Raw genomic sequence first — 21,921 nt, 5'->3', positions numbered from 1 at the left:
CCCGTACTCCTGTTGTCTCCTCCCGGCGTACGCCGCAAACAGCCCGGGTATCACCAAACGGGCAGAAGACGGAACGTCATCTGCGGTGGGTGAACGAGGAGTTGGGTTCAGATGACGACCTGGTACGAGGGGCCACTAGCGGCCTTCGACACGGAGACGACGGGCGTGGACGTCGAGACCGACCGGATCGTGTCGGCCGCCGTCGTCGTCCAGGACGCGCCGGGCACCCGGCCCCGGATCACCCGGTGGCTGGTGAACCCGGGTGTGCCGGTGCCGGAGGCGGCGACGGCCGTGCACGGACTGACGGACGAACATCTTCAGCACAACGGCCGCTGGCCGGCGCCGGTGATGTACGAGATAGCCGACCAGCTGGCGGAGCACGCGGCGATGGGGCGCCCGCTGGTGGTGATGAACGCCCCGTTCGATCTGACACTCCTGGACCGGGAGTTGCGCCGGCATCGCGCCTCCTCGCTCGACCGCTGGTTCGAGTCGGTGCCGCTGCTGGTGCTGGACCCCCGGGTGCTGGACAAACACCTGGACCGCTACCGCAAGGGCCGGCGCACGCTGACCGACCTGTGCGCGCACTACGACGTCGTACTGGAAGGTGCGCACGACGCGGCGGCGGACGCGCTGGCCGCGCTGGACGTCGTACGGGCCCTGGGCCGCCGTTTCGCCACCCGTCTGGAGCGCCTGTCCCCCGCCGAGCTGCACACGCTCCAGGCCACCTGGCACGCGGCGCAGGCGCGCGGCCTTCAGGCGTGGTTCGCGCGCAGCGGCTCGGAGGAGACGGTGAGCACGGACTGGCCACTGCGGCCGGAGCTGCCGGCGGCGGCATGAATCCTCAGCGGCATGAAGAAGGCCGGTCCGCTGCTGCGGACCGGCCTTTCCCGGTGGGCGATACTGGGTTCGAACCAGTGACCTCTTCGGTGTGAACGAAGCGCTCTCCCACTGAGCTAATCGCCCGGGAACGCACTGAACAATACAGGTCCCTACGGTGTTCGTTCAAACCGCTTCGAGGTACCGCAGCAGTCCGCGCCGCCCGGCGGCCATCATCAGCCGGTGGTTGGTGCGGAAGAGGAGTCTTCCCGGTACGGCCAGCCGCCTCAGCAGGGGCTTGTCGACGTCCACGACCTGGTCGTAGCGGGCGAGGGTCCCCGGGCCGTCGGGCGTGACCGTCCAGCGGGCCCAGCCGGTGATGTCACCGGACATGGCGACCTCCAGGACGCCGGCGGCCGGATCGCGGCGCGTCTGGCGGGCGGTGAAGCTCAACTCGTACGGCAGGACGGAGCGGATGGTGAGGACACCGGTGGTGTCGTCGAGCCGGGTCACCGCCCGTACCTGCGGCCACCAGCGGGGATAGTCCTCGGGCCGCTCCAGCACGGCGTACACGGTGGCCGGCGGGGCGGGCAGGGACCACAGGCTGCAGAAGCGGTAGTGGGACCAGTCCATGCGGAGAGTCTGCCCGGGCGGGGCGGGGATCTGAGTACGCGTACTCATGTGCCGCGCCGTGACGCGGACCACACTCGGGAGGGTGAGCGCCGCCGCCCGTGCGACGGCGCTCCCCCACCGCTGTCAGCTGGGCATCCTGTCGCCGAGCAGGGCCAGGTTCTCGATGGCCGCGAGGCCGTAGAGCGCGGTGTCGTTGCTGGACACCCAGCTCGCCTCGCTCCCTTCGACAAGCGTGGCCGGTCCGGTCAGCTTCTCGGTCTTCCACGGCGAGGACTCGGTGTAGCCGTCGGAGCTGTAGAACTTGGTCCATGCGCGCTTGGCGAGTGTCGCGTCGCCGGTCTGTACGGCGGCGTAGGCGTCCAGGCGCGAGTGGCCCTGGAAGAGCAGCAGGGTGCCGAAGTTGCTGCCGTAGCGGGCCGCCTGTTCAGCCTTGGTGGCGTTGAAGTAGCGGCAGTAGTCGAGGTAGGCCTCCTTGAACTTCGGCAGGTCGACCAGGTGGATCAGCTCGGCGCACAGCTCGTTGAGGCCGAAGACGGCCGACAGGTGGGACACGGAGACGACCGGCTTGTCGGCGACGGCGAACTTGCCGGTGTCGATGTCGTACAGTCCGCTGCCCTGGACGAAGCCGTTGGGCTGGGCGGCGATGGTCTTCATGGTGGACAGGACCCGCGCCTTGGCCTTCTCCCACTGGGGCCCCTTGCGCTCCCACTCGGTCAGCCAGGCCGAGACGAGGCCGCTCCAGTCGGTGCCGAAGCCGATGGAGAGGGCGTGCGGGTCGGGGGTGTAGGGGTCGGTGCGGACCTTGCGCTGCGGGTCGAGGACGAGGAAGGTCTCGTCGGAGTCGACGTTGGCGCGCATGAGGTCACCGACGCGTTCGTCGGCGGTGAGGAAGTAGTAGAAGCGCCGGTAGGTGGTGTTGGCGATGCGCTGCTGCTTGGCGCTGTCGCCGAAGTGCTGGACGCCGTGCCGGGTGCCGAGGCCCGCCCACTGTCCGAGGTGATAGACGTCGACCTCGCCGGTGTGCCGGGTCATCGCCTCGGCGAAGCGGAAGATGTCGGAGCGACCGCTTCTCAGATACGCGTACCAGAGCCACAGGTCGGGCGACAGCTCTGAGTTGTCCCAGGCGTAGCCGCCGATGTCGTACCGCCACACGTGCCGGGCCGAGTCATAGGTGTGCATGATGTCGCCGTAGTCCCAGAAGCCGTACCAACGGCGCATCTCCACCTGATCCCGGTAGTAGGTGAAGAGGAAGTCGAGGTGGTCCTCGATCTTCGCCTTGGCGGCGGTGGAACGGTCGGGCTCGGAGAACAGGCCGGGGCCGAAGACCTTGGCCTTGATGAGCTGCCCGGGCGGGGCGGAGAGCTGCGGCAGCGTGCGTACGGCACGCACCTGGTCGGCGAGGGTCTCGGCCGTCGGTGTGGACTCGTTGGCCCAGAAGAGGAGTTCGCAGGTGCGGGCGATGCCGTACGGGGTGCCGAACTTCGGCTCGTGGTCCTCGTAGGTGATGTTGAGGCCTTCGAGTTGCTTCGCGTAGGTGTCCTGGCCCATGCCGTCGTGGTAGAAGCGCAGGTCCATGGGCTGGGCCTCGGGCGACCAGAGCCAGAGGGTGACGGTGGCCTCGTCGGTGTGGGCGTCGCGGATGTCCAGCTGGGCGGGGAACTTCTCCCAGAAGTCGCGCAGCCCGAAGGAGAGGCCGCCGCTCGCGCCGCCGACGTACCCGAATCCGGAGGCCCGCCTACCACCGCCGGCGGCGATCCAGCCGTACCCCTTCTTGGTGCGCTTGCGCAGGGTGAAGCCGTCGGCGGAGAGCTGGGAGAGGGTGTAGTCGCCCCAGTGCGGGATGTACTGCAGCCGGGTGGTGACCCGCTGGTCCCAGGTGGACGGGTCGGGCAGCTTCTGGCCCGCGTACTGGGCGGCCTGGACGGCGGCGCCGGGGTCGCGGCGCAGTCCGGTGATGCCCTGTACGGCCTCCCGCAGCAGGCCGGTGCCCTCGCCGCCGATGCGGATGTGCCGGTCGTAGGCCGCGTCCCGCATCGGGACGGTGAAGCGGACGCCGAGCCCGCGGATGAAGTCGCCGCTCGCCCTGCCCGGTTCCAGCGTGCCGTCGTAGGTGATGGTGTGCACCATGCGGAAGGAGTCGGCACCGGCGTAGAAGTACAGCCGGATCGAGAACGGCAGCCAACTGCGGTCGCCCTTGCGGTGCTTGCCGTCGATGCGGACCACCGCGCGGACCGGGCCGTCCTGTTCGACGGTGACGTTGTCGATCGCGCCGTCGAAACGCTCGGTCCTGACCGTGCCCTGGTCCTCGTCCTCGACCTCGGGCTGCCGGATGAGCACGAGCCGCCCGTTGCGGGCGATCTCGGTGGACCCCCGGGTGACCGACTTGAGGAGGGTCGAGCCGCTCTTGCCGATCTTCGCGGTGATGACACCGGTGGAGACGTCGATGGTGCCGCCGCTCCGGTCGACGGTCACCTTCTTGTCGGGCGCCTTGGGTGTGCCGACCGTGAGCGTGAGCTTGCCGGTGCCCGAACCGACCGCGTGCGCCGTCCATTTGAGGGAGCCGTCGGGCCAGTAGGCGAGGGGCCAGGTCTGCATGGGGACGTCCTTGCCGTCGGCGTCCGTGAGCGCGAAGGTCCGGTCCTCGTGGTGGGCACCCATCGGCCAGGGCACACCGACCGTGGAGCCGGGTGCCGCGCCGAGGCCGCCGTCCTCCAGCCAGTCCAGGGTCACCGGGTCGGCGCCGTCGGCCGCGGCACTCGGCACGGCCTCGGCATCCTTCGCCCCTAGGGCCCAGCTGAACTGGGCGGCGGCTCCGGCGACGGCGGCCGCTTTCAGGAGGGACCTGCGGGGAATGGGGGACATGACCGTTCCTTCCATGCAAGCGCTGATGATCAGGGGCATGACAGACAGAGGTGCGGCACCCAGGGCACCGCCGTTCAGCGGTGCCGGTACCGCTCCTCCACGGCGACGGCCGCCGCCGCGACGGCCCCGAGCACCGGAACCGCCAGCGGCGCGATGAGCAGGGCGGAACAGCAGGTGAGGACCGCTCCGCCGACGAGCAGGAAGGATCCGGCGGGGTCCAGGACCGTACGCCGGCCCGCGTCCGCGAGCAGGACGCGCCAGCGGCTCCCCGGTGTCCACACGGCCGCCGCACGCAGCCCCGCCACGGCGAGGCCGAGCAGCACGAACAGTCCCAGGGCACCGACGAGCGGCCCGCCGGGCAGCCCGGCACGTACGGCCTGGACGTCCACCCGGACCAGCGCCACCGCGGCCCACCCACCGACGCCGACCATCCAGCCACCGCGCAGGGCGGCCCGGAAGTCGGCGGCGAACTCCCGTCGGCCGCCCCCCTCGTGGGCGGTGCGGCGGCGCAGATGCCGGGCGCCGGCCGCGAAGGCGGCCGGCCAGGTGACGACTCCGAGGGAGGCCACCGCGATCCACACACCGGTGAGCAGACACTCGGCGAAGACCCCGAACCGCTCGGCGAACAGTGACTCCCTGCGTGGCTTCACACGCGCTTGCGCCATGGTGCTTCCCTCAGCCCTTCAGTCCGGAGGTCGCCATGCCGTCGATCAGGTACCGCTGGAAGGCGAGGAAGAACAGCAGGACCGGCAGCAGCGCGACCAGCGACATGGCGATCATGCCGCCGTAGTTGGCGGCCACGCCGTCGGAGTCGCGGAACATCATCAGGCCGAGGGAGACGGTGTACTTGCCGGGCTCGTTGAGGTAGATCAGCGGGCCCATGAAGTCGTTCCAGGCGTTGATGAAGGTGAAGATCGCGCTGGTGATCAGCGCGGGCCGGCACAGCGGCAGCACGATCGACCAGTAGATGCGCAGGTGCCCGCAGCCGTCGAGCCGGGCGGCCTCGTCCAGCTCGCGGGGCAGGTTGCGCATGAACTGCACCATGAGGAAGACGAAGAAGGCCTCGGTGGCGAGGTACTTGCCGACCAGCAGCGGGGCGTAGCTGTTGATCCAGCCCAGCTTCTGGAACATCACGTACTGCGGGATCAACAGCACGTGGTACGGCAGCAGGAGCGTGCCGATCATGAGGGAGAACAGCAGGTTGCGCCCCGCGAACCTGATGCGGGCGAAGGCGTACGCGGTCAGTGAGCAGGAGATCAGGACGCCGGCGACGGCGCCGAGCGCGTAGAAGAGGGAGTTCTGGAAGAACGTCCAGATCCTGATGTCCGCTATGCCGTCGGCGAGGCCCTTGAAGTTGGACAGGATCGGGTGGGACGGGAACAGCGTGAGGCTGTTGATGATGTCCTTGCCGGGCTTGAACGAGGCGCCGACGACCCAGACGACCGGGTAGAGGATGACGGCGAGGATCAGCAGGGCGCCGAGGTGCCAGACGAGGGATCCGGTGCGCTTGCGGCCCGGTCCCCCGCTCAGGGGCTTGCCGGTGGTCGCGCTCATCGGGCGTCCTCCTCGTAGTGCACCCACTTCTTCTGGGACCAGAAGAGGACGGCCGTCACCAGGGCCACGGCGAGCAGCAGCATCCAGGCCATGGCGGAGGCGAAGCCCATCTGGGAGTTCTTGAAGCCCTGCTGGTACAGGTAGCAGGTGTAGACGAGCGTGCCGTCGGCCGGACCGCAGTACGTGTTGGAGACGACGTACGCCGAGCCGAAGATCTGGAACGAGTGGATGGTCTCCAGGAGCACGTTGAAGAAGAGCACCGGGGAGATCATCGGCAGGGTGATGTTCCAGAACCTCCGCAGCGGTCCGGCGCCGTCCATCTCGGCGGCCTCGTACAACTCCTTCGGCACCTGCTTGAGACCGGCCAGGAAGATGACCATGGGGGCGCCGAACTGCCAGACGGTCAGCGCGACCAGGCAGTACAGCACCCAGTCTGCGCTGCCGACCCAGCCGCCGACATGGAATCCGAGGAAGGTCTGCGTACGGTCCACGACGGCGCCGTCGGAGAAGAGCGACCGCCAGACGAAACCGACCGAGACGCTGGCGCCGATGAGCGAGGGGGCGTAGAAGGCGGCCCGGTAGAAGGCCTGGCCGCGGCGGCTCTGCGCCAGGAGGAGGGCGACACCGAGGGCGAGCAGCAGTTTCAGCGGGGTGCCGATGATCACGTACTTGGCGGTCACCTCCACCGACTTCTGCCAGCGCGGGTCGTCGAACATCTTGGTGAAGTTGTCGAACCCGACCCACTTCGGGGTGGTGAAGAGGTTGTAGTCGGTGAACGCGAAGTACAGCGAGGCCACCATCGGGCCCGCGGTCAGCAGCAGGAAGCCCGCGATCCACGGGGACATGAAGAGGTAGCCGGCGAGGTTCTCCCGGCGGCGGCCCGGCCGCCCCTCGGTGGCGCGGGCGGCCGGTCGTGCCTTGCGGGCGGCGGGCGCGGAGTCCTTGACGAGCGTCACGGCACGTCCCATCAGGCCTGGAAGGCGGCCTCGGCCTCGGTGAAGAACTGCTTCACCGCGTCCGTGACCTTGGTCTTGCCCTGTCCGAGGTCGCCGCCGAGGCGCAGGAAGGCGGCCTCGACGGTGTCGGCACCGGAGGGGTGCGGGGTGATCGTGCCGAGGACGCCGGACTTGGCGGTGTCCTCCTCGTACTGCGCGATCTCCTTGCTCACCGCGTCGGCCGGCTGGTACGCCGCGTACTGCTCGGTGGTCGCGAGGATGCCGCGGTCGTAGCCCATGATCTTGCCGACCTCGGGGTCGTGGACCATGAAGTCGATGAACTGGGTGACTTCCTTGGGGTGCGAGGTGCGCGCGGAGGCGCTGAGCATCAGGGAGGCGAGGTACTGGCCGGTGTGCTTGCCGTCGGTGGTGGGGATCGGGGCCAGGCCGTAGGTGCTGTCGCCCTCCGCCGAGTAGCGGACGGTGAAGTTGTCCCAGGTGAACTCCGAGGCGCCGTGCCCGGCGGAGAGCGAGGACTTGGGCATGTCCTGCTGGACGACCTTCGGGTCGGTGACGATGCCGGCCTTGACGCGGTTGTAGCCGTCCGTCCACCACTCCGTCAGATCGGCCTGGTCGAAGCCGAGTCCGTCCTTGGCGAAGAAGGCCTTGCCGTTCTGGCGGAGGTAGAGGTCGTACAGGTACATGATGGTGAAGTAGCCGGTGTCGCCGGGGACCTTCGTCCTGTCGTGGACGGTCTTCAGGGCCTTGAAGTAGTCGTCCCACGTCCAGCCCGCGTGCGGCTCGACACCCGCCTTCTGGAAGACCTTCTTGTCCACGACGAGTGCCATGGTGTTGGAACCGACGGGAATGCCGAGCTGCTTGCCGTCGACCTCGCCGACCTTCGTGACGTCCGCGCGGAAGTGATCCAGGCTCAGATTGCCTGCCTGCACCTGGGACTTGAGATCGAGAAGAATTCTTCTCTTGTCGTACTTCCGAAGGAAAGCGACGGCATTCTGAAAAACGTCCGGGGGATTTCCGCCCGCGGCCTGGGTCTGGAACTTCTCCCAGAACGATTGATACGTCTGGAAGTCGGTCTTGACCTTGATCTTCGGATACTTCTTCTCGAAGAGCGCGATCGTCCGGTTGATCTTCTTGGCCCGTTCCTCGGCACCCCACCATGAGTAACGGATCGTCACCGCCCCGTTCCCGGAACCGCTTTCGCCGCCACACCCGGTCGTCGCGGCGAGCCCGAGCGCGGCCGCCGAGGCCCCGGCGGCCTTCAGGATCGTACGCCTCTCTGGATTCCTGCTGGTTCCCACAGTCGGACCCCTCCCCGTAACGTCGCCGCCACGCCGTGAATCGTTTCAAGTAAGCGCTTGCTGGCACAAGTTACGGAGGGGCCAGGGGTGCGTCAATGATGCGGACAGGATTTTCTTCGCGGCGGCGCCGGCGCGGCTGGGCGACCAGCAGGGGCACGCGGGCCTGCGCGCAAGGTGATTGCGCAGGTGAGGGGGACCGGAGGGACAGCGAGGCGAGCCGGTCGGTCAGGATCCGGTCTGCTGGACGAAGTGGCCACTGCCGTCGAGGAGGTGCGCGCCGACGAGGCCCGGCAGAGTGGCCCAGAAACGCCTCGATCGCATCGGCCGCCCCGCCGGTCCAGGCCACCCGAGGGAGGCATCGAGGCTCCCGCCGATGAACAGCGACGGCTGGGTGGGGGAAGCGCCCTCGAAACGGGCCAGGTCCTCCCGGCCCCGGCCCCGGTCCGTGTTCTGGTGGCGGTTCAGTGCCCCGGTCAGGCCGGTGCGCTGAACTCCCCGGCGAGGACATCGAAGTCGTGCGCGCCCAGCCAGTCCGGCTGGCGGCTGGCGGCTGGCGGCTGGCGGCTGGCGGCTGGCGGCTGGCGGGGAAACGGTCTCGCGCTGACCCGTCGCGGCTGACGAGGTGCGGGCTCGGAGCAGCTCACGAAGTGCGGGCTCGGGGCCCCGGATGCGGGCATGGTGCCGGCGGACAGGGCCATGCAGAAGCCTGCGAGCCGGGCGCAGGCGCCCGGCAGCTGCGCCCGGCGGCTGCGGGCCAGGGCGTCACGCGCGCAGGCCGCGCCGCCGCCCAGGACGCCGCTGCCCACGCGGACGGTCCGCCCGCGGCCGATCGACCTGGAAACCTGGAGCCTGTGGGCAGGCCTGCACGGGCCGCCTGGGGGCCCGAGGCGCGCGATTGCGCGCGGCCTGCACACATCGGGCTCGGTCTCCGCGTCGGTCCGGCCGGGCCGCTGGAAGCAGGAAACGTGGAACCCCTTCTGCCCGCCCATCCGCGCGAAGACCTCACCGGGCCTCGGGCCACCGGGGCGGGGTGTACGGCACGCCCGGCAGCCCCACCGCACGGAACACATCGGGCCTGGTCAGGGCCGAAGGGGCCGCGATGGCCGCACCCCCGGTCGTGCCCGACGATCACCGCGGGAGTGCTCCCCGGGGGGGTCCAGCACGGCGACGTTGTCCGCCACCGGGTCGAGCGGCCGTAGCCGCTGACGTCGTCGGCCACCCGCGGTAACCGGCGGCGGCCGGCACCGGCATCTGGTGGCGCCAGGCGTATCAGGACTCCGGGACTCCGTGCACGAGCAGAAGCAGCGGCCCGCTGCCCTGCTCCAGCCGGTGCATCCGGCCGGCCGGGGTTGGTCCGGGTCCTGCGACCGCCGCTTCCGGCCATCCCGGTCCGCAGGGGCGATCATCCAGCGGACGGTGAGGCCCCGCGCGGTTTGTTGCCGGTTCGGCAACAGGCGAGCGGAGGGGTGAGTGGGGCGTGCCGGGCGGGAGGGGCGGCGCCCAGGCTCGGGGGCCAAAGGAGCCAAGGCGAGCTGGGCAGGGGCGTTCGCGCAGGAGCACGAACGACGACGGCCCATCTGCTCTTCGCAGATGGGCCGTCGTTCCGGGTGGGCGATACTGGGTTCGAACCAGTGACCTCTTCGGTGTGAACGAAGCGCTCTCCCACTGAGCTAATCGCCCGGGCGCAGGAAGAACATTACCCCATGTCAGGGGGTGCCTCCGACCAGGGGCCGGGCCGCCGGGGAGCCGTACCCAGCGGGTCCGTCACTGATCCTTGATCTTCCACGGCATCACGATGCCGAACTTCCACAGGTAGATCCCGACCAGCGCCCCCACGATCACCAGGCCGATCGCCGTCAGGGTGATGTTCCGGCGGCGCACCCTGGGATCGAGGGCCCGCTGAGCCGCCTCGGTGACCTTGCGTTTCGTCCAGCGCAGCACGAGCTGGGCCCAGACGAACTCGGTCGCCCAGATCGCCATGCCCGCGAAGATCACCACCCAGCCCGGGCCGGGCAGAGGGAGCATGACGATGCCCGCGGCGACGACTGCGAGGCCGACCACGAAGACGCCGACCTGCCAGCTCAGGTGCAGGGCCCGGCGGGCCTTGATGAATTCCGGCGCGCGGGAACCGAGCCCCTGCTCGGACTGCTCCGCGTCCGCCTTCGCCTTGTCCGCCGACGCGGCGACCTCGCCCAGATCGTCACTCCCCGTATTCATACAGCCAAACCCTACCCGAGTGAATCCGGTCACCGGAATGGTCGTAGATCTCCGACAAGTTCTCGGCCGGAAGAGTTACGTAAACACACGCAAAACCCTCAGAGGGGTTTACAACGGCACCGTAGGTGGCATGTCGATTTCGCCGACGTGCGAATCCCCGAGCGCACACTGAGCGAAAGGCCCTGGCGCTTATGAACACCACGGTCAGCTGCGAGCTGCACCTGCGCCTCGTTGTGTCGAGCGAGTCCTCCCTGCCTGTCCCCGCAGGCCTGCGGTACGACACGGCCGACCCCTACGCCGTGCACGCCACCTTCCACACCGGAGCCGAGGAGACCGTCGAGTGGGTGTTCGCCCGCGACCTCCTCGCCGAGGGGCTTCACCGGCCCACCGGAACCGGCGACGTCCGCGTCTGGCCATCCCGCAGTCATGGCCAGGGCGTCGTGTGCATCGCCCTCAGCTCCCCGGAGGGAGAGGCCCTGCTCGAGGCCCCGGCGCGGGCCCTGGAGTCCTTCCTGAAGCGAACCGACGCCGCCGTGCCGCCCGGCACGGAACACCGGCACTTCGACCTGGATCAGGAGCTCTCGCACATCCTGGCGGAGAGCTAGGTCGCGGCCCCTCGAAGCCGCCCGGCGCCGTCCACTCGGGGAGACGGCTCGGGCCAAGACAACCGCATACGGCACAGACCGGCGCCGTCACCGTGAGTGTTCACGGGGCGGCGTCGGCCTGTGCATGTCCACCCGCGTGTGGGGTTCTCGGGAACCCTCGGGGAACCTCCGTGGACACGGGGGCGTTCTACCGGCGATCCTCGGTGGGGCGGGAACCCGGTGCGGCGGGCGCGGTTGTCGCTACCATCGGCCAGCATCGGCGGGCGCCCGCCCGACCCCCAGGCCAGGGAGCGAAACGTGCTGATCACCCACGACACCCGGTGCGCCCTCGACACCGTGGTGGATCTGGTGAACACCGCACCGGAGGACAACGCGGCGGCGGACGGGCTGCCGGATGTCGCGGCTCTCGCCGATTTCGTGCGAAACCACGAAATCAGCGATGTCGGGGTGCTGTCGGAGTTCGATCTGTCGGCGGTGCGCAAGGTCCGCGGCCGGTTCGCGGGGATCTTCGCGGCCCCGGACGCCCGGTCGGCAGCGGGGCTGATCAACGAGCTGGTCGCCGCGGCAGGCACCACACCGCGTCTCACGGACCATGACGGCTACGACTGGCATGTGCACTACTTCGCCCCCGGTGCCTCCGTGGCCGACCACCTCGCCGCCGACTGCGGGATGGCGCTCGCCTTCTTCGTGGTGGCCGGGGAGCAGGAGCGGCTGCGGCGCTGCGAGGCGCCGGACTGCCGGCGTGCCTTCGTGGATCTTTCCCGCAACCGCTCGCGCCGCTACTGCGACAGCCGCACCTGCGGGAACCGGCTGCATGTGGCCGCCTACCGGGCGCGGCGCAAGGAGGCGGCGGGCTGATCGGCGGGCGCATGCCCCGGGGGCGACGCCGGCCCCGGCGGGTGGCGCCGGGACAGGCGTGTACGGCTCACAGCAACAGCAGATCGTGCAGCGCAGCCATGAGGAGCAGACACCCGATCACCGCAAGGAAGATCATCAGCGGTGGCTGGGAAAGGGCGAAGAGGCATCCGCGCGGCTCGTCCTTCGGCGGCGCGGCCTCGCTCTGTCTCGTGTCCAGCATCTCGCGGTGATGATGACCCAGGGGGTGCCCCGTTGGCGATCAACACACCCGCCGAGTGCGGTAGTTCACCGATTTCCCTACCGGCCCGTTCGACTTGCTTCCGGTTGTGAACGGTTTCAGGTCATATGCCGTGCTTCTTGAGGATGGCCTCGATGTCGCTGAAGTCCTCGCCGGAGCCGGCGCGCGGGGCGGCGGCAGGCCGTGCGGCAGGGGTCGAGCCGGCACCCAGCGAGGGCGCCGAGGCGGTCGGGGCCACCGCCGCTCCGCCCTGGCCGCTGCGGGCCGCCTTGCGCTCGGCGCGCGTGCCGCCGCGCCGGCGCTCGATGGCGCGCGTGCCCGCGAACAGCAGCCAGGCCGCGCCCAGCACCCCGAAGCCCGCCCAGGCCGTGGGACTGAGCGCGGTGTCGGCGAGCCAGCCGACGATCCCTGTCATCACCAGGCCGACCGGCACGAGCGAGTACGCCGCGATACGCGCGGCCGCGAGGAAACGCTTGCGGTAGGCCGTGACCACCGCGATGCCCAGGCCCGCCGCGGACACGGCGGAGCAGACGGTCTCGGCAATCATCCGGTCCTCCAGGCGGGCTCGGGCGGGCGAACAGAACGCAGCGCACGGGCAGAGTGCGCTTCGTCCCTTCCATCCTGCCCCTCCCAGTCCTCGCGATGCCACGCCCCGGGCCGACATCAGGGAGATCTCCGGGTCGCCTCCTCCTGAGGTGCTGGTCCCCCGGACCCGCCCCCACCAGGCGCCATGGCCGTGCGAAGCAGTACGGGGCCGTACCGTCCCGATTGGGTCGCCCGCGCCCGGCCTGGAAGACTGGGCCCATGAGCGACTCCTCCCCCGCACGCGCCGAAGCCCTCGTCCTCGACGTGTGGTGCGAACTCCAGTGCCCCGACTGCCGCAGCGCCCTGGGGGACGTCGGTGCCCTGCGCGACCGCTACGGCGACCGGCTGGACGTGCGGCTGCGGCACTTCCCGCTGGAGAAGCACAAGCACGCCTTCGCCGCCGCCCAGGCCGCCGAGGAGGCCCTGGAGCAGGGCAAGGGCTGGCCGTACGTGGAGGCGGTCCTGGGGCGGGTCGAGGAACTGGACCGTAAGGGGGAACCCTTCCTGGTCGAGATCGCTCGCGAACTCGGGCTGGACGCCGAGGAGTTCGACACCGCGCTGATCGACGGCCGGCACATCCTGATCGTCGACGCGGACCAGGCCGAGGGCAAGGCGATCGGCGTGACCGGCACCCCGACCTACGTCATCGGCGGCGAGCGCCTCGACGGCGGCAAGAGCCAGGAGGGGCTGCGCGAGCGCATCGAGGAGATCGCGGACCGGCTGCTGGCCGGGCGCTGACGGCCTCAGACCAGTTGCTTGTACAGGCCGTACCGCACCGGCGCGTACCCCAGTGACTCGTACAGCCGCTCGGCCGGGGTGTTGCCGGCGAAGACGTTGAGACCGAGGACCCGGCGGCCGGCCGCAATCGCCTGCTTCTCGGCCAGCAGCATGAGCGTACGGCCGTGCCCTCGGCCGCGGTGGGCCGCGTCGGCTTCGACGTCGAAGACGTAGGCCTGGTCGTCCTGCAGGGCCAGCCACAGGGTGCCCACCCGCTCGTTCTCGTGCTCCAGCACGCTGAACAGCATGTTCTCGGTGGCGAGCCCGCGCGGCAGCAGCGTCTCGTGGTCGCGGCGCGACCTGGTGTACGCCTCGGCCTCGGGCATGCCCTGCTCGATCCAGACGCGTGCGTAGACCTCCGACTCGTAGGCGAGCCACGCCTCGAACTCGGCCTCGCTCATGAGATGTGCCAGGCTGCCGGCGGGCAGTTCGGGCGGGACCTCGCCCAGCCGCTTCTCCATGCCGCGGTTGCGCCGGAGGTAACCGAGCGCCTCGAAGAGCCGCAGTGCGGCCCCGGCGCCGGCGGGGACGCCCGTCTCGATCTGCCGGCATCCCCAGCCGCGCGCGACCTCCTCGGCGGCGAGCACGGCCACCGTGCCACGGCCGCGGCGGCGGTCCGGCTCTTCGATGCGCAGGTCCAGGATCCGGGCCACCGTGTCGCCGAAGCCGGGCGAGGTGCCGAGGTGTATCGAGCCCACGGGACGGCTGTTCACGCACACCTGGTAGCGGCGGGAACGGGTTCCGTCGGGGAGCTGCTGGAGCGGCTCGGCCGGCCGCAGGGTCGTCGTCATCACGGGTGTTCTACCCGCTCCCGAGGCCCGGGTCAGCCGAATTTCCCGACGTCTGTCAGGGGTCCAGGTCCTCGCCGGACCGCTCGTCGAAGATCTGCATCGCCTTCGCGGTCGCCGGGCCGGGGGTGGCGGGCAGTTCCCGGTCGTCGACCCGGTGCACGGCCTGGACGTCCCGCAGGGTGGAGGTGAGGAAGATCTCCTCGGCCCGCTCCAGCGCGTCCAGCGGCAGGTCGGTCTCCTTGGCGCCGGTCCACTCGACGGCCAGGGCGCGGGTGATGCCGGGGAGGCAGCCGGAGGCGAGCGGCGGGGTGTGGATCTCGCCGTCCAGGACGACGAAGACGTTCGACCCGGTGCCCTCGCAGAGCTGTCCGACCGTGTTGCCGAACAGCGCCTCGGAGGCGCCGTGTTGGTGGGCGCGGGCGAGGGCGACGACGTTCTCGGCGTACGAGGTGGTCTTCAGGCCGGTGAGCGCGCCGCGCTCGTTACGGGTCCAGGGCACGGTGATCACGGCGGTGGTGTCGGGGCGGCGTGCGGTCTCGCCGAGCGCGACCACCAGGGTCGGGCCGTGCTCGCCGCGGTCGGAGCCGAGGGGGCCGTGGCCACCGGTGTAGGTGATGCGCAGCCGGCCCAGCGGCATCGGGTTGGCCTCCAGGACGGCCGCACAGGCCCGGCGGATCTCGTCGTGGTCGGGTTCGGGCAGGCCGAGGCCGCGCGCGGAGCGGGTCAGCCGGTCGAGATGGCGGGTGAGGGCGAACGGATTCCCGTGCACCGCCTTCACGGTCTCGAAGATGCCGTCGCCCACGGTCAGGCCGTGGTCGAAGACGGAGACGCGGGCGGACTCGATGTCCTGCAGTCCGCCGTCGAGCCAGATCCTCATGACAGTGCCCCTCCACTCACGTCGTACGTCCCCGACGCTACCGCGAGCAGCCGGGACGCCTTCAGCTCGGTCTCCCGCCACTCCCCCTCGGGATCGGATCCCCAGGTGATGCCGGCGCCGGTGCCGAAGCGCAGCGTGGCCGCACCCTGGGAGGACCGGTCGATCCAGAAGGTGCGGATGCCCACGGCCAGCTCGCCCACGCCCCGGTCGGCGTCGACCCAGCCGATGGCGCCGCAGTACGGGCCACGCGGCGTGGTCTCCAGGGCTTCGATGATCCTGAGGGCGCTCGACTTGGGAGCGCCGGTGACCGAGCCGGGCGGGAAGGCGGCGGCGAGCAGGTCCGGCCAGCCGGCTCCGTCGCGCAGTGCGCCGCGGACCGTGGACACCAGGTGGACCAGGCCGGGGTGCTTCTCGACGGCGCACAGGTCGGGGACGCTCACGCTGCCGGTGGCACAGACGCGCCCGATGTCGTTGCGGACCAGGTCCACGATCATCACGTTCTCGGCGTAGTCCTTCTCCAGGAGGTCCGCCTCGGTGCGGCCGGTGCCCTTGATGGGGCCGGACTCGACGGTCCGGCCGTCCCGGCGCAGGAACAGTTCGGGCGAGGCGGTGGCGATCTCCACGCCGTGCCCCGGCAGGCGGATCGTGCCCGCGTAGGGCGCCGGGTTGCCGCGGGCGAGCAGCGCGGTCAGCGCGTCCACGTCGGCGTCGGGGGCGACGGGCGCGCTGAGCACCCGGCAGAGGTTGGCCTGGTAGACCTCGCCGGCCGCGATGTGCTCGCGTATCCGGCCGACGGCCGCCGTGTAGGCAGCGCGGTCCAGGGAGGTGGTCCACTCCCCGGCCGCCGGGCCGTGCCAGCCGCCCGGTACCGGGGCGGGCACCCCCTCCTCCCGTACGTCCGCGAAGCGGGCGCAGGTCAGCCTGCCCTCGAAGTCCGCGCACACGGCCCAGAAGCCGGCGGAGTCCAGGGCGGCGGGATCGCTGGTGACGTCGAGGAGGCCGGTGGCGACACGGTCGCCGAAGCGGGCCAGGGGAGGGAGCCGAGACGGGAGGTGGAGCACGTGCTCGAGTCTAGGGCTGGTGTCCGAAAGGTGACCCGCGCACGTCGCCTCGGGGGCCCTGACCACGTCCTCCATCGGGTGCAACGCAGCACGCTGCGCAAACGCGTTTTTGTGCTGGCCCGGGAATCCGCTAGAGTTCAACACGTCGCCGGGACGCGGAAGCGGACCGAAACGACAAGCGGACGTAGCTCAGTTGGTAGAGCGCAACCTTGCCAAGGTTGAGGTCGCGAGTTCGAGCCTCGTCGTCCGCTCGAAGGAAGAAGGGGTCTTCCCGATCCCCTACACTCCTGGTGGAGTGGCCGAGAGGCGAGGCAACGGCCTGCAAAGCCGTCTACACGGGTTCAAATCCCGTCTCCACCTCCAAGGACGATTAGCTCAGCGGGAGAGCGCTTCCCTGACACGGAAGAGGTCACTGGTTCAATCCCAGTATCGTCCACTGGATCTCCTCGAAGATCCTTTCCCGCGCGATTAGCTCAGCGGGAGAGCGCTTCCCTGACACGGAAGAGGTCACTGGTTCAATCCCAGTATCGCGCACGCACAGCCTGTGACCTTCGGGTCACAGTCCCGAGGACGATTAGCTCAGCGGGAGAGCGCTTCCCTGACACGGAAGAGGTCACTGGTTCAATCCCAGTATCGTCCACGCGTTCCGGAGCCCCCGGCCGTCTCGTACGGCCGGGGGCTTCTTCGTGGTCTCAGCTGGAGAACAGCATGTGGCCGAAGCTCTTGTGGCGGTGGTGGCCGCCGTGACCGCCATAATGACCGCCGTGGTGGCCGCCGCCGTGCGGCGCGCCCCAGGCAGGGGCGGGCGGGGCCGGGTACGCCTGCGGAGCGGCGGGCGGGGCCGGCGGGACGGGCTTGACCCACTGGGCCTCCAGCTGGGTCAGCGCCTCCAGCTCGCCGTAGTCGAGGAAGATGCCGCGACAGCCGCTGCACTGCTCGATCTGGACGCCGTTTCGGTTGTAGGTGTGCATCGGCGCATGGCACTTCGGACACTGCATGGTCGGCTCAACTCCTCGCCGGTTGGTCCTGCTTCGTGGTTCCCCAGGACAGACTCCATCCGGCCCAGGTCGGTTGCACCCTAACCCGGGAATCCGTGCGTCAACTGGTGGGGTACCGGGGTCATTCGGGCACAGGCGTCCACCAGGGCCTGCTCCACCTCGTCCAGCGGGCGGTCCCCGGCGAGCGCCTTGGTGAGCGCGCGGGCCGCGGTCTGCACGGTGAGCGCACGGGCCGGGACGTCCAGGGCGGGCCACGCATCGCCGTCGAGCGGTACGGCGGGGCCGCCGGCCCGGCGGTAGGCGGTCAGGAAGCGGGTCCACTCCTCGGGCGGGAGGAGCCCGCAGGCGTACCAGGCGGCGGGGCGGGCCAGGTCCCAGGCGGGGACGCCCATGCCGAGGTCGTCCACGTCGATCAGCCGCCAGGGGCCGTCCGGCGCCGGGTGGCGGACGAGCTGGCCGAGGTGCAGGTCGCCGTGGCAGAGGGCCGGGGTGCCGGGCATCGGAGCCTCGGCGCGGGCCCAGGCGGGCAGGGCGTGCCAGGCCTGGAGGACCGGGCCTGCGGCCGGATGGGGCGTGGTGCCCAGGGCCGTACGCAGCCGGGTGAGGGCGTGGGCGGCCTTGGCGGGGCCGCGCATCGGGGGCAGGGGGCCGGAAGGGGCCGTTCGGTGCAGCCGGGCGAGTAGCGTGGCGGCGGCTTCCCAGGGGGCCGCGTCCGGATCGTCCGGGTCCACGGGGGCGCCGTACGGCCAGAAGGTCACGAGGCGGTCGTGCAGTGCGGCCGGGGTGACGGTGAGCGGCGGCAGAAGCACGTCCGGGAGACGGGCCGCCATGGCCAGGCGGCGGGCCAGCCCCGCGGGGTCGGTGCCCGGGGCGTGGGCCTTCGCGACGGTGTCGGCGTGCCGGACGACGGTGGCGTCGGGGCGGTCCGCGAGGGGCATACTGCCGCAGGAGCACGAGGCCGGGCCCGCGCCGGGGTGGGCGGTGGCTCTGGCCCTTGCGGTGAGGGCGGTGAGGACCTCGGGCGGCGCACTCATACGGAGACCTCCGGCGGGGCGTAGTGGCGCAGGTGGTCGCGCAGCTGCGGCTCCAGCCCGGGGAGGTCTTCGCCCCTGGTCGCGCGCCACACACGGTTCTCGATCCAGAAGCGATGGGCGAACTCCTCGAAGGAGGGTGCGCACCAGAAGATCGCGGCCCGCTGCTCCTCCGATTCTTCCGGATCGCTCTCCGTTCTCCGCCCGTCGCGCTGTGCCTCGTACTCGTGGTCCAGGCAGGACTGCACGACGGACGCCTCGCCGGTGGGCCGCAGGTACAGGTACCAGAGCACACAGTCCTGCTGGTCGCGCAGGAAGCGCACGAGGGCGGCTCCCGGCTCGGCCGGGCTGGGCAGCGGATCGGAGAGGTCCGGCCAGCAGCCGGTCACGGAGACGGTGTCCCGTGCCGTGTGCCGACGGGAGCCGGTCCGGAAGGTGACGAAGTCCTGCGGCAGGGTCAGGCCCCCGGCAGCGAGCTCCGCCGCCAGGGCGGTGAGCCGTGTGACCTGCTCGGCCACGGGTTCGCCGGCCGGGCCGAGCCAGTCGAAGCGGCCCGTGTATCGGTCGGGGTCGAGCGGCGGCAGGCTCGCGTACGGGTAGCACGCGTAGGTGTGGTGGCAGTGCCGGTGGTCACCGAGGCCGGTGGCGCACCAGGAAGCCTCCAAGCCGGGTGAGGCCGGGTCGGATCCGGTGCGTGGGCCAGTCATCGGATTCCCCCTGATCAGTACGAGCCGGTCGGTCGACGCCAGCATCGCACCCGCCACCGACAACGCCCCGGAAACGGCGCAATGCCGGCGCAGCTCCCCAGCTGCGCCGGCATTTGTGCCGTCCGTCGCACCCCCGTCCCCACGGGGTTTCATGGATGGATGTCCCCGCCCGGACCGCTCTTCCGGGCCTGGGGTCGCCGCTCAGCGCCCCAGCATCGCACCCACGGACGACGCCTGTGTGGCCACTGTCTCCCAGCCGTCGAAGACGAGGAGGAGCAGGGCCGCCAGGGGAAGAGCCATGAGCGTCGCCACCAAGGGGTGGCGACGGCCTGTACGGCGGGGGCGGAACGCTGTGCGCCGCGGTGCCGTGTGGGCCATGGTCCCTCTCCTGACCGTTCGCTTGTCTTTGGCAGCGGCGGGTGTCTGACCTCGGGGGACGAGTGCTGCACCCGCCGCTTGACCTCAAATCTAGGCGCGCGGCGCATGGCGGGCGTCATGCCCTCGTACCGAATCGCGGGCCTCCCGGAGGATGAGTCCATGACCTGCGGAGTACTCCCCTGGGTGGAGACGCGGTCCTGGGTCTCGGGGTCTTCCCGGAGGGGGCGCCCGGTGTGTCCTTCATGTCGGACAGTTGTTCGCGCCGTGTCCCGAGCACCCGGCGGGGCGCGGCGAGTGACTTCGCTCACTTCGGCCGGGCCCGGGTGCCGTTCCGCAGCCGCCCGGCGGCCGGCTCTGCTCGCCGTGCGCCGAGCCGTCCGCGGTGCCCTCCGGGCGGGGCCGGGTCCCCGCGCACGGTCACCCACCTCGAGTCCAACCCCCCTGCCCTTGTGGTGCGTTGGAGTCACGCGAGCCTCAAGGGCACCGCAGACATCGGCTTCCTGACCCCGTTTCACCTCGTGCGCCCGGCCTGCACAATCCATCCGCCCGAGAGGGCGCGGCCTCTGCGCGCAGGCGGCTGTGGAAACGTAAGCTGTGCCACGTCACAGGGACCGGGCAGCGGGGATGAACATGGCGATGATGCGCCTGAGGCGCGAGGACCCGCGTGTCGTCGGCTCGTTCAGGCTTCACCGACGGCTCGGCGCGGGCGGGATGGGCGTGGTCTACCTCGGCTCCGACAAGAAGGGGCAGCGAGTCGCGCTGAAGGTGATCCGGCCCGATCTGGCGGAGGACCAGGAGTTCCGGTCGCGGTTCGCCCGTGAGGTCTCGGCGGCCCGGCGCATCAGGGGCGGGTGCACGGCCCGGCTGGTGGCGGCGGACCTGGAGGCCGAGCGGCCCTGGTTCGCCACGCAGTACGTGCCTGGCCCCTCCCTGCACGACAAGGTCGCCGACGAGGGCCCGCTGGGGGCGGCCGAGGCGGCGGCGGTCGGCGCGGCCCTGTCCGAGGGACTCGTCGCCGTGCACGAGGCCGGTGTCGTGCACCGGGACCTGAAGCCGTCCAACATCCTGCTGTCCCCGAAAGGGCCGCGGATCATCGACTTCGGCATCGCCTGGGCCACCGGCGCCTCCACGCTCACCCACGTCGGCACGGCGGTCGGCTCCCCCGGCTTCCTCGCCCCGGAGCAGGTGCGCGGCGCGGCCGTCACCCCGGCGACGGACGTCTTCTCCCTCGGCGCGACCCTGGCCTACGCCTCGACCGGTGACTCGCCCTTCGGCCAGGGCAGTTCCGAGGTGATGCTGTACCGGGTGGTGCACGAGGAGCCGCAGCTGTACGGCGTGCCGGACGCCCTCGCCCCGCTCGTGCGGGCCTGCCTGGCCAAGGACCCCGAGGACCGCCCCAGCACCCTCCAACTGTCGCTGCGGCTCAAGGAGATCGCCGCCCGCGAGGCACAGGGCCTGGCCGACGTACGGCCGCCCGCGCCGCGCGCCCCGGAGGCGGACCGGCCCACCGGCCGGCTGGTGGACACCTACCCCGAGCAGCAGCGCACCCAGCGGCGGACCTCCCCCGGCACCCCCGTGCCGCGCGGGGGCGCGCCCGCCCGGAGCGGTGCGCCCTCGCGGGGCGCCGCCGCCCCGCGCGCCGGGGGCGTCGTCCCCCGACCGGGCACGGCCCGCCCGACCCCGGCCCCCCGCGACGGCGGCCCGCGCTCCGGCAGCGGGAACCGCCCCGCTGCGCGGGGTGGCCCCGGGCGCCCGGGGCCACATGCGACCAGGACCAAGCGGCGGCCGGCCAATCCCCGGCTGCTGCGTCAGCGGCTGTTCGTGTTCGTGGTGGTGACGCTGCTGGTCGCGCTCGGCATCGCGGTGGCCCAGGGCTGCCAGGGTCCGGCGCGCGGGCTGGGCGACGACAGCGGGCGGCACGAGCACGTACAGCCGGGCTTCACACCGCTGGACGACGGGAAGCCGACGACACAGCGGTATGACTCGGCCTTGCGCTCGTCCGGCTCCGGGAAGTGATCCCCGGTCCGGCTCAGGACTGCGGCCGTCCCGAGGCCACGGCGTAGAACGCCACCGCGGCCGCCGCGCCCACGTTCAGCGAGTCGACGCCGTGGGACATCGGGATGCGGACCCATTCGTCGGCGGCGACCAGGGCCTGGGTGGACAGGCCGTCGCCCTCGGCGCCGAGCATCAGCGCCACCCGGTCCATCCGGTGCGGAGCGGCCTCGTCGAGGCTCCTGGCCTTCTCGTCCGGGGTGAGCGCAAGCAGCGTGAACCCGGCCTCGCGGACCGACTCCAGGCCCTTGGGCCAGCTCTCCAGACGGGCGTACGGCACGGAGAAGACCGCACCCATGGAGACCTTGACGCTCCGCCGGTACAGCGGGTCGGCGCAGTCGGGCGACAGCAGCACCGCGTCCATGCCGAGGGCGGCCGCCGAACGGAAGATCGCGCCGATGTTGGTGTGGTCGTTGACCGACTCCATGACCACCACCCGGCGGGCGGAGCGGAGCAGTTCCGCCGCCGTCGGCAGTGGCTTGCGCTGCATGGAGGCGAGGGCGCCGCGGTGCACGTGGTAGCCGGTGACCTGCTCGGCGAGTTCCGGGCTGACGGCGTACACGGGGGCCGGGAGTTCGTCGATGACGTCGCGCATGACGTCGATCCACTTGGCCGAGAGCAGCATGG

Annotated in this window: 22 protein-coding genes, 7 tRNA genes and 1 pseudogene; 10 read left to right on the top strand and 20 right to left on the bottom strand. The window is 71.1% G+C overall.

Going from position 1 to position 21,921, the window contains the following annotated elements:
* Positions 1 to 111 precede the first annotated feature (111 nt).
* Positions 112 to 837 (top strand): 3'-5' exonuclease, encoded by a 726-nt coding sequence (locus tag AQI88_RS12620; protein WP_066996729.1) that lies wholly within the window; start codon positions 112 to 114, stop codon positions 835 to 837.
* 54 nt (positions 838 to 891) lie between these two features.
* Here the strand turns inward: AQI88_RS12620 and AQI88_RS12615 are convergent.
* The 11 genes and pseudogenes from AQI88_RS12615 to AQI88_RS12570 all read right to left on the bottom strand — a co-directional run bounded on the left by AQI88_RS12615 (position 892) and on the right by AQI88_RS12570 (position 10,336).
* Positions 892 to 963 (bottom strand) — tRNA-Val (locus AQI88_RS12615).
* 39 nt (positions 964 to 1,002) lie between these two features.
* A complete protein-coding gene (locus AQI88_RS12610) occupies positions 1,003 to 1,449 on the bottom strand; it encodes an SRPBCC family protein (RefSeq protein WP_066996726.1) in 447 nt (148 codons plus the stop codon).
* A gap of 123 nt (positions 1,450 to 1,572) precedes the next feature.
* A complete protein-coding gene (locus AQI88_RS12605; RefSeq protein ID WP_066996723.1) occupies positions 1,573 to 4,311 on the bottom strand; it encodes an exo-rhamnogalacturonan lyase family protein in 2,739 nt (912 codons plus the stop codon).
* Positions 4,312 to 4,385: 74 nt separating this feature from the next.
* Positions 4,386 to 4,976: a hypothetical protein gene (locus AQI88_RS12600; protein WP_066996720.1), complete on the bottom strand. Its 591-nt coding sequence runs from the start codon at positions 4,974 to 4,976 to the stop codon at positions 4,386 to 4,388.
* A gap of 10 nt (positions 4,977 to 4,986) precedes the next feature.
* Positions 4,987 to 5,865 carry a carbohydrate ABC transporter permease gene (locus AQI88_RS12595; protein ID WP_066996718.1) on the bottom strand — a complete coding sequence of 293 codons (879 nt, stop codon included), beginning with the start codon at positions 5,863 to 5,865 and terminating at the stop codon, positions 4,987 to 4,989.
* Positions 5,862 to 6,821, bottom strand: a complete 960-nt coding sequence (locus AQI88_RS12590) for a carbohydrate ABC transporter permease (RefSeq protein WP_066997180.1) — start codon at positions 6,819 to 6,821, stop codon at positions 5,862 to 5,864. Before AQI88_RS12590 ends, AQI88_RS12595 begins: the two co-directional genes overlap by 4 nt.
* An 11-nt stretch (positions 6,822 to 6,832) precedes the next feature.
* A complete protein-coding gene (locus tag AQI88_RS12585; RefSeq protein WP_066996714.1) occupies positions 6,833 to 8,119 on the bottom strand; it encodes an ABC transporter substrate-binding protein in 1,287 nt (428 codons plus the stop codon).
* A 473-nt stretch (positions 8,120 to 8,592) separates the two neighbouring features.
* Positions 8,593 to 8,925: a hypothetical protein gene (locus tag AQI88_RS48780; protein ID WP_159050334.1), complete on the bottom strand. Its 333-nt coding sequence runs from the start codon at positions 8,923 to 8,925 to the stop codon at positions 8,593 to 8,595.
* A gap of 12 nt (positions 8,926 to 8,937) precedes the next feature.
* Positions 8,938 to 9,454: pseudogene (locus AQI88_RS47605) on the bottom strand (alpha/beta fold hydrolase); the annotation flags it as partial.
* Positions 9,455 to 9,727: 273 nt separating this feature from the next.
* Positions 9,728 to 9,799: transfer RNA gene (locus AQI88_RS12575), tRNA-Val, on the bottom strand.
* Between the two features lie 84 nt (positions 9,800 to 9,883).
* Entirely contained in the window at positions 9,884 to 10,336 is a 453-nt protein-coding gene (locus AQI88_RS12570) for a TIGR02611 family protein (RefSeq protein ID WP_066996708.1), read from the bottom strand.
* A gap of 191 nt (positions 10,337 to 10,527) precedes the next feature.
* On the opposite strand from AQI88_RS12570, the gene AQI88_RS12565 reads away from it, so the two are divergent.
* Positions 10,528 to 10,941, top strand: coding sequence for an SsgA family sporulation/cell division regulator (locus AQI88_RS12565; RefSeq protein WP_004002642.1), 414 nt, complete (start codon positions 10,528 to 10,530; stop codon positions 10,939 to 10,941).
* 297 nt (positions 10,942 to 11,238) lie between these two features.
* Positions 11,239 to 11,799: a CGNR zinc finger domain-containing protein gene (locus tag AQI88_RS12560; RefSeq protein WP_066996705.1), complete on the top strand. Its 561-nt coding sequence runs from the start codon at positions 11,239 to 11,241 to the stop codon at positions 11,797 to 11,799.
* A gap of 67 nt (positions 11,800 to 11,866) precedes the next feature.
* Here AQI88_RS12560 and AQI88_RS46585 read toward each other — a convergent pair whose 3' ends face one another.
* Both AQI88_RS46585 and AQI88_RS12555 read right to left on the bottom strand, forming a co-directional pair.
* Positions 11,867 to 12,019, bottom strand: a complete 153-nt coding sequence (locus AQI88_RS46585) for a hypothetical protein (RefSeq protein ID WP_165289388.1) — start codon at positions 12,017 to 12,019, stop codon at positions 11,867 to 11,869.
* 121 nt (positions 12,020 to 12,140) lie between these two features.
* The gene (locus AQI88_RS12555; protein ID WP_066996703.1) at positions 12,141 to 12,584 is read right to left on the bottom strand and encodes a hypothetical protein; all 444 of its coding nucleotides are present in this window, start codon (positions 12,582 to 12,584) and stop codon (positions 12,141 to 12,143) included.
* Positions 12,585 to 12,841: 257 nt separating this feature from the next.
* Between AQI88_RS12555 and AQI88_RS12550 the strand changes: the two genes are divergently transcribed.
* On the top strand, positions 12,842 to 13,360 hold the full coding sequence (locus AQI88_RS12550; protein WP_066996701.1) for a DsbA family protein: 519 nt from the start codon (positions 12,842 to 12,844) through the stop codon (positions 13,358 to 13,360).
* Between the two features lie 5 nt (positions 13,361 to 13,365).
* Here the strand turns inward: AQI88_RS12550 and AQI88_RS12545 are convergent, their stop codons facing one another.
* The 3 genes from AQI88_RS12545 to AQI88_RS12535 are packed head-to-tail and all read right to left on the bottom strand — an operon-like array spanning position 13,366 to position 16,128.
* Positions 13,366 to 14,190, bottom strand: a complete 825-nt coding sequence (locus tag AQI88_RS12545) for a GNAT family N-acetyltransferase (RefSeq protein ID WP_066996697.1) — start codon at positions 14,188 to 14,190, stop codon at positions 13,366 to 13,368.
* Positions 14,191 to 14,245: 55 nt separating this feature from the next.
* A complete protein-coding gene (locus tag AQI88_RS12540) occupies positions 14,246 to 15,067 on the bottom strand; it encodes an aminotransferase class IV (protein WP_066996694.1) in 822 nt (273 codons plus the stop codon).
* A complete protein-coding gene (locus AQI88_RS12535) occupies positions 15,064 to 16,128 on the bottom strand; it encodes a chorismate-binding protein (RefSeq protein WP_066996692.1) in 1,065 nt (354 codons plus the stop codon). Before AQI88_RS12535 ends, AQI88_RS12540 begins: the two co-directional genes overlap by 4 nt.
* Before the next feature lie 178 nt (positions 16,129 to 16,306).
* On the opposite strand from AQI88_RS12535, the gene AQI88_RS12530 reads away from it, so the two are divergent.
* From AQI88_RS12530 to AQI88_RS12510, 5 genes are all read left to right on the top strand, one after another.
* Positions 16,307 to 16,379 (top strand) — tRNA-Gly (locus tag AQI88_RS12530).
* Between the two features lie 38 nt (positions 16,380 to 16,417).
* Positions 16,418 to 16,491 (top strand) — tRNA-Cys (locus AQI88_RS12525).
* A 1-nt stretch (position 16,492) separates the two neighbouring features.
* Positions 16,493 to 16,564: transfer RNA gene (locus AQI88_RS12520), tRNA-Val, on the top strand.
* Positions 16,565 to 16,590: 26 nt separating this feature from the next.
* Positions 16,591 to 16,662 (top strand) — tRNA-Val (locus AQI88_RS12515).
* Positions 16,663 to 16,696: 34 nt separating this feature from the next.
* Positions 16,697 to 16,768 (top strand) — tRNA-Val (locus tag AQI88_RS12510).
* 52 nt (positions 16,769 to 16,820) lie between these two features.
* Here the strand turns inward: AQI88_RS12510 and AQI88_RS12505 are convergent.
* From AQI88_RS12505 to AQI88_RS12495, 3 genes are all read right to left on the bottom strand, one after another.
* A complete protein-coding gene (locus tag AQI88_RS12505; protein WP_079057532.1) occupies positions 16,821 to 17,126 on the bottom strand; it encodes a TFIIB-type zinc ribbon-containing protein in 306 nt (101 codons plus the stop codon).
* An 80-nt stretch (positions 17,127 to 17,206) separates the two neighbouring features.
* Positions 17,207 to 18,160 (bottom strand): phosphotransferase family protein, encoded by a 954-nt coding sequence (locus tag AQI88_RS12500; protein ID WP_066996686.1) that lies wholly within the window; start codon positions 18,158 to 18,160, stop codon positions 17,207 to 17,209.
* Positions 18,157 to 18,864: a hypothetical protein gene (locus AQI88_RS12495; protein WP_066997177.1), complete on the bottom strand. Its 708-nt coding sequence runs from the start codon at positions 18,862 to 18,864 to the stop codon at positions 18,157 to 18,159. Before AQI88_RS12495 ends, AQI88_RS12500 begins: the two co-directional genes overlap by 4 nt.
* Positions 18,865 to 19,866: 1,002 nt before the next feature.
* Between AQI88_RS12495 and AQI88_RS12490 the strand changes: the two genes are divergently transcribed.
* Complete coding sequence (locus AQI88_RS12490; protein ID WP_066996683.1) at positions 19,867 to 21,258, top strand: serine/threonine-protein kinase; 1,392 nt, start codon at positions 19,867 to 19,869, stop codon at positions 21,256 to 21,258.
* A gap of 13 nt (positions 21,259 to 21,271) precedes the next feature.
* On the opposite strand, the gene AQI88_RS12485 is transcribed toward AQI88_RS12490, so the two are convergent.
* Positions 21,272 to 21,921: TrmH family RNA methyltransferase (locus AQI88_RS12485; RefSeq protein WP_066996680.1), on the bottom strand; the 650-nt coding region annotated here is incomplete at its 5' end.

Source organism: Streptomyces cellostaticus, from assembly GCF_001513965.1.
Taxonomy (GTDB): domain Bacteria; phylum Actinomycetota; class Actinomycetes; order Streptomycetales; family Streptomycetaceae; genus Streptomyces; species Streptomyces cellostaticus.
The sequence above is the reverse complement of the archived record's forward strand: the minus strand, read 5'-3'. Positions and strand labels throughout refer to the sequence as shown.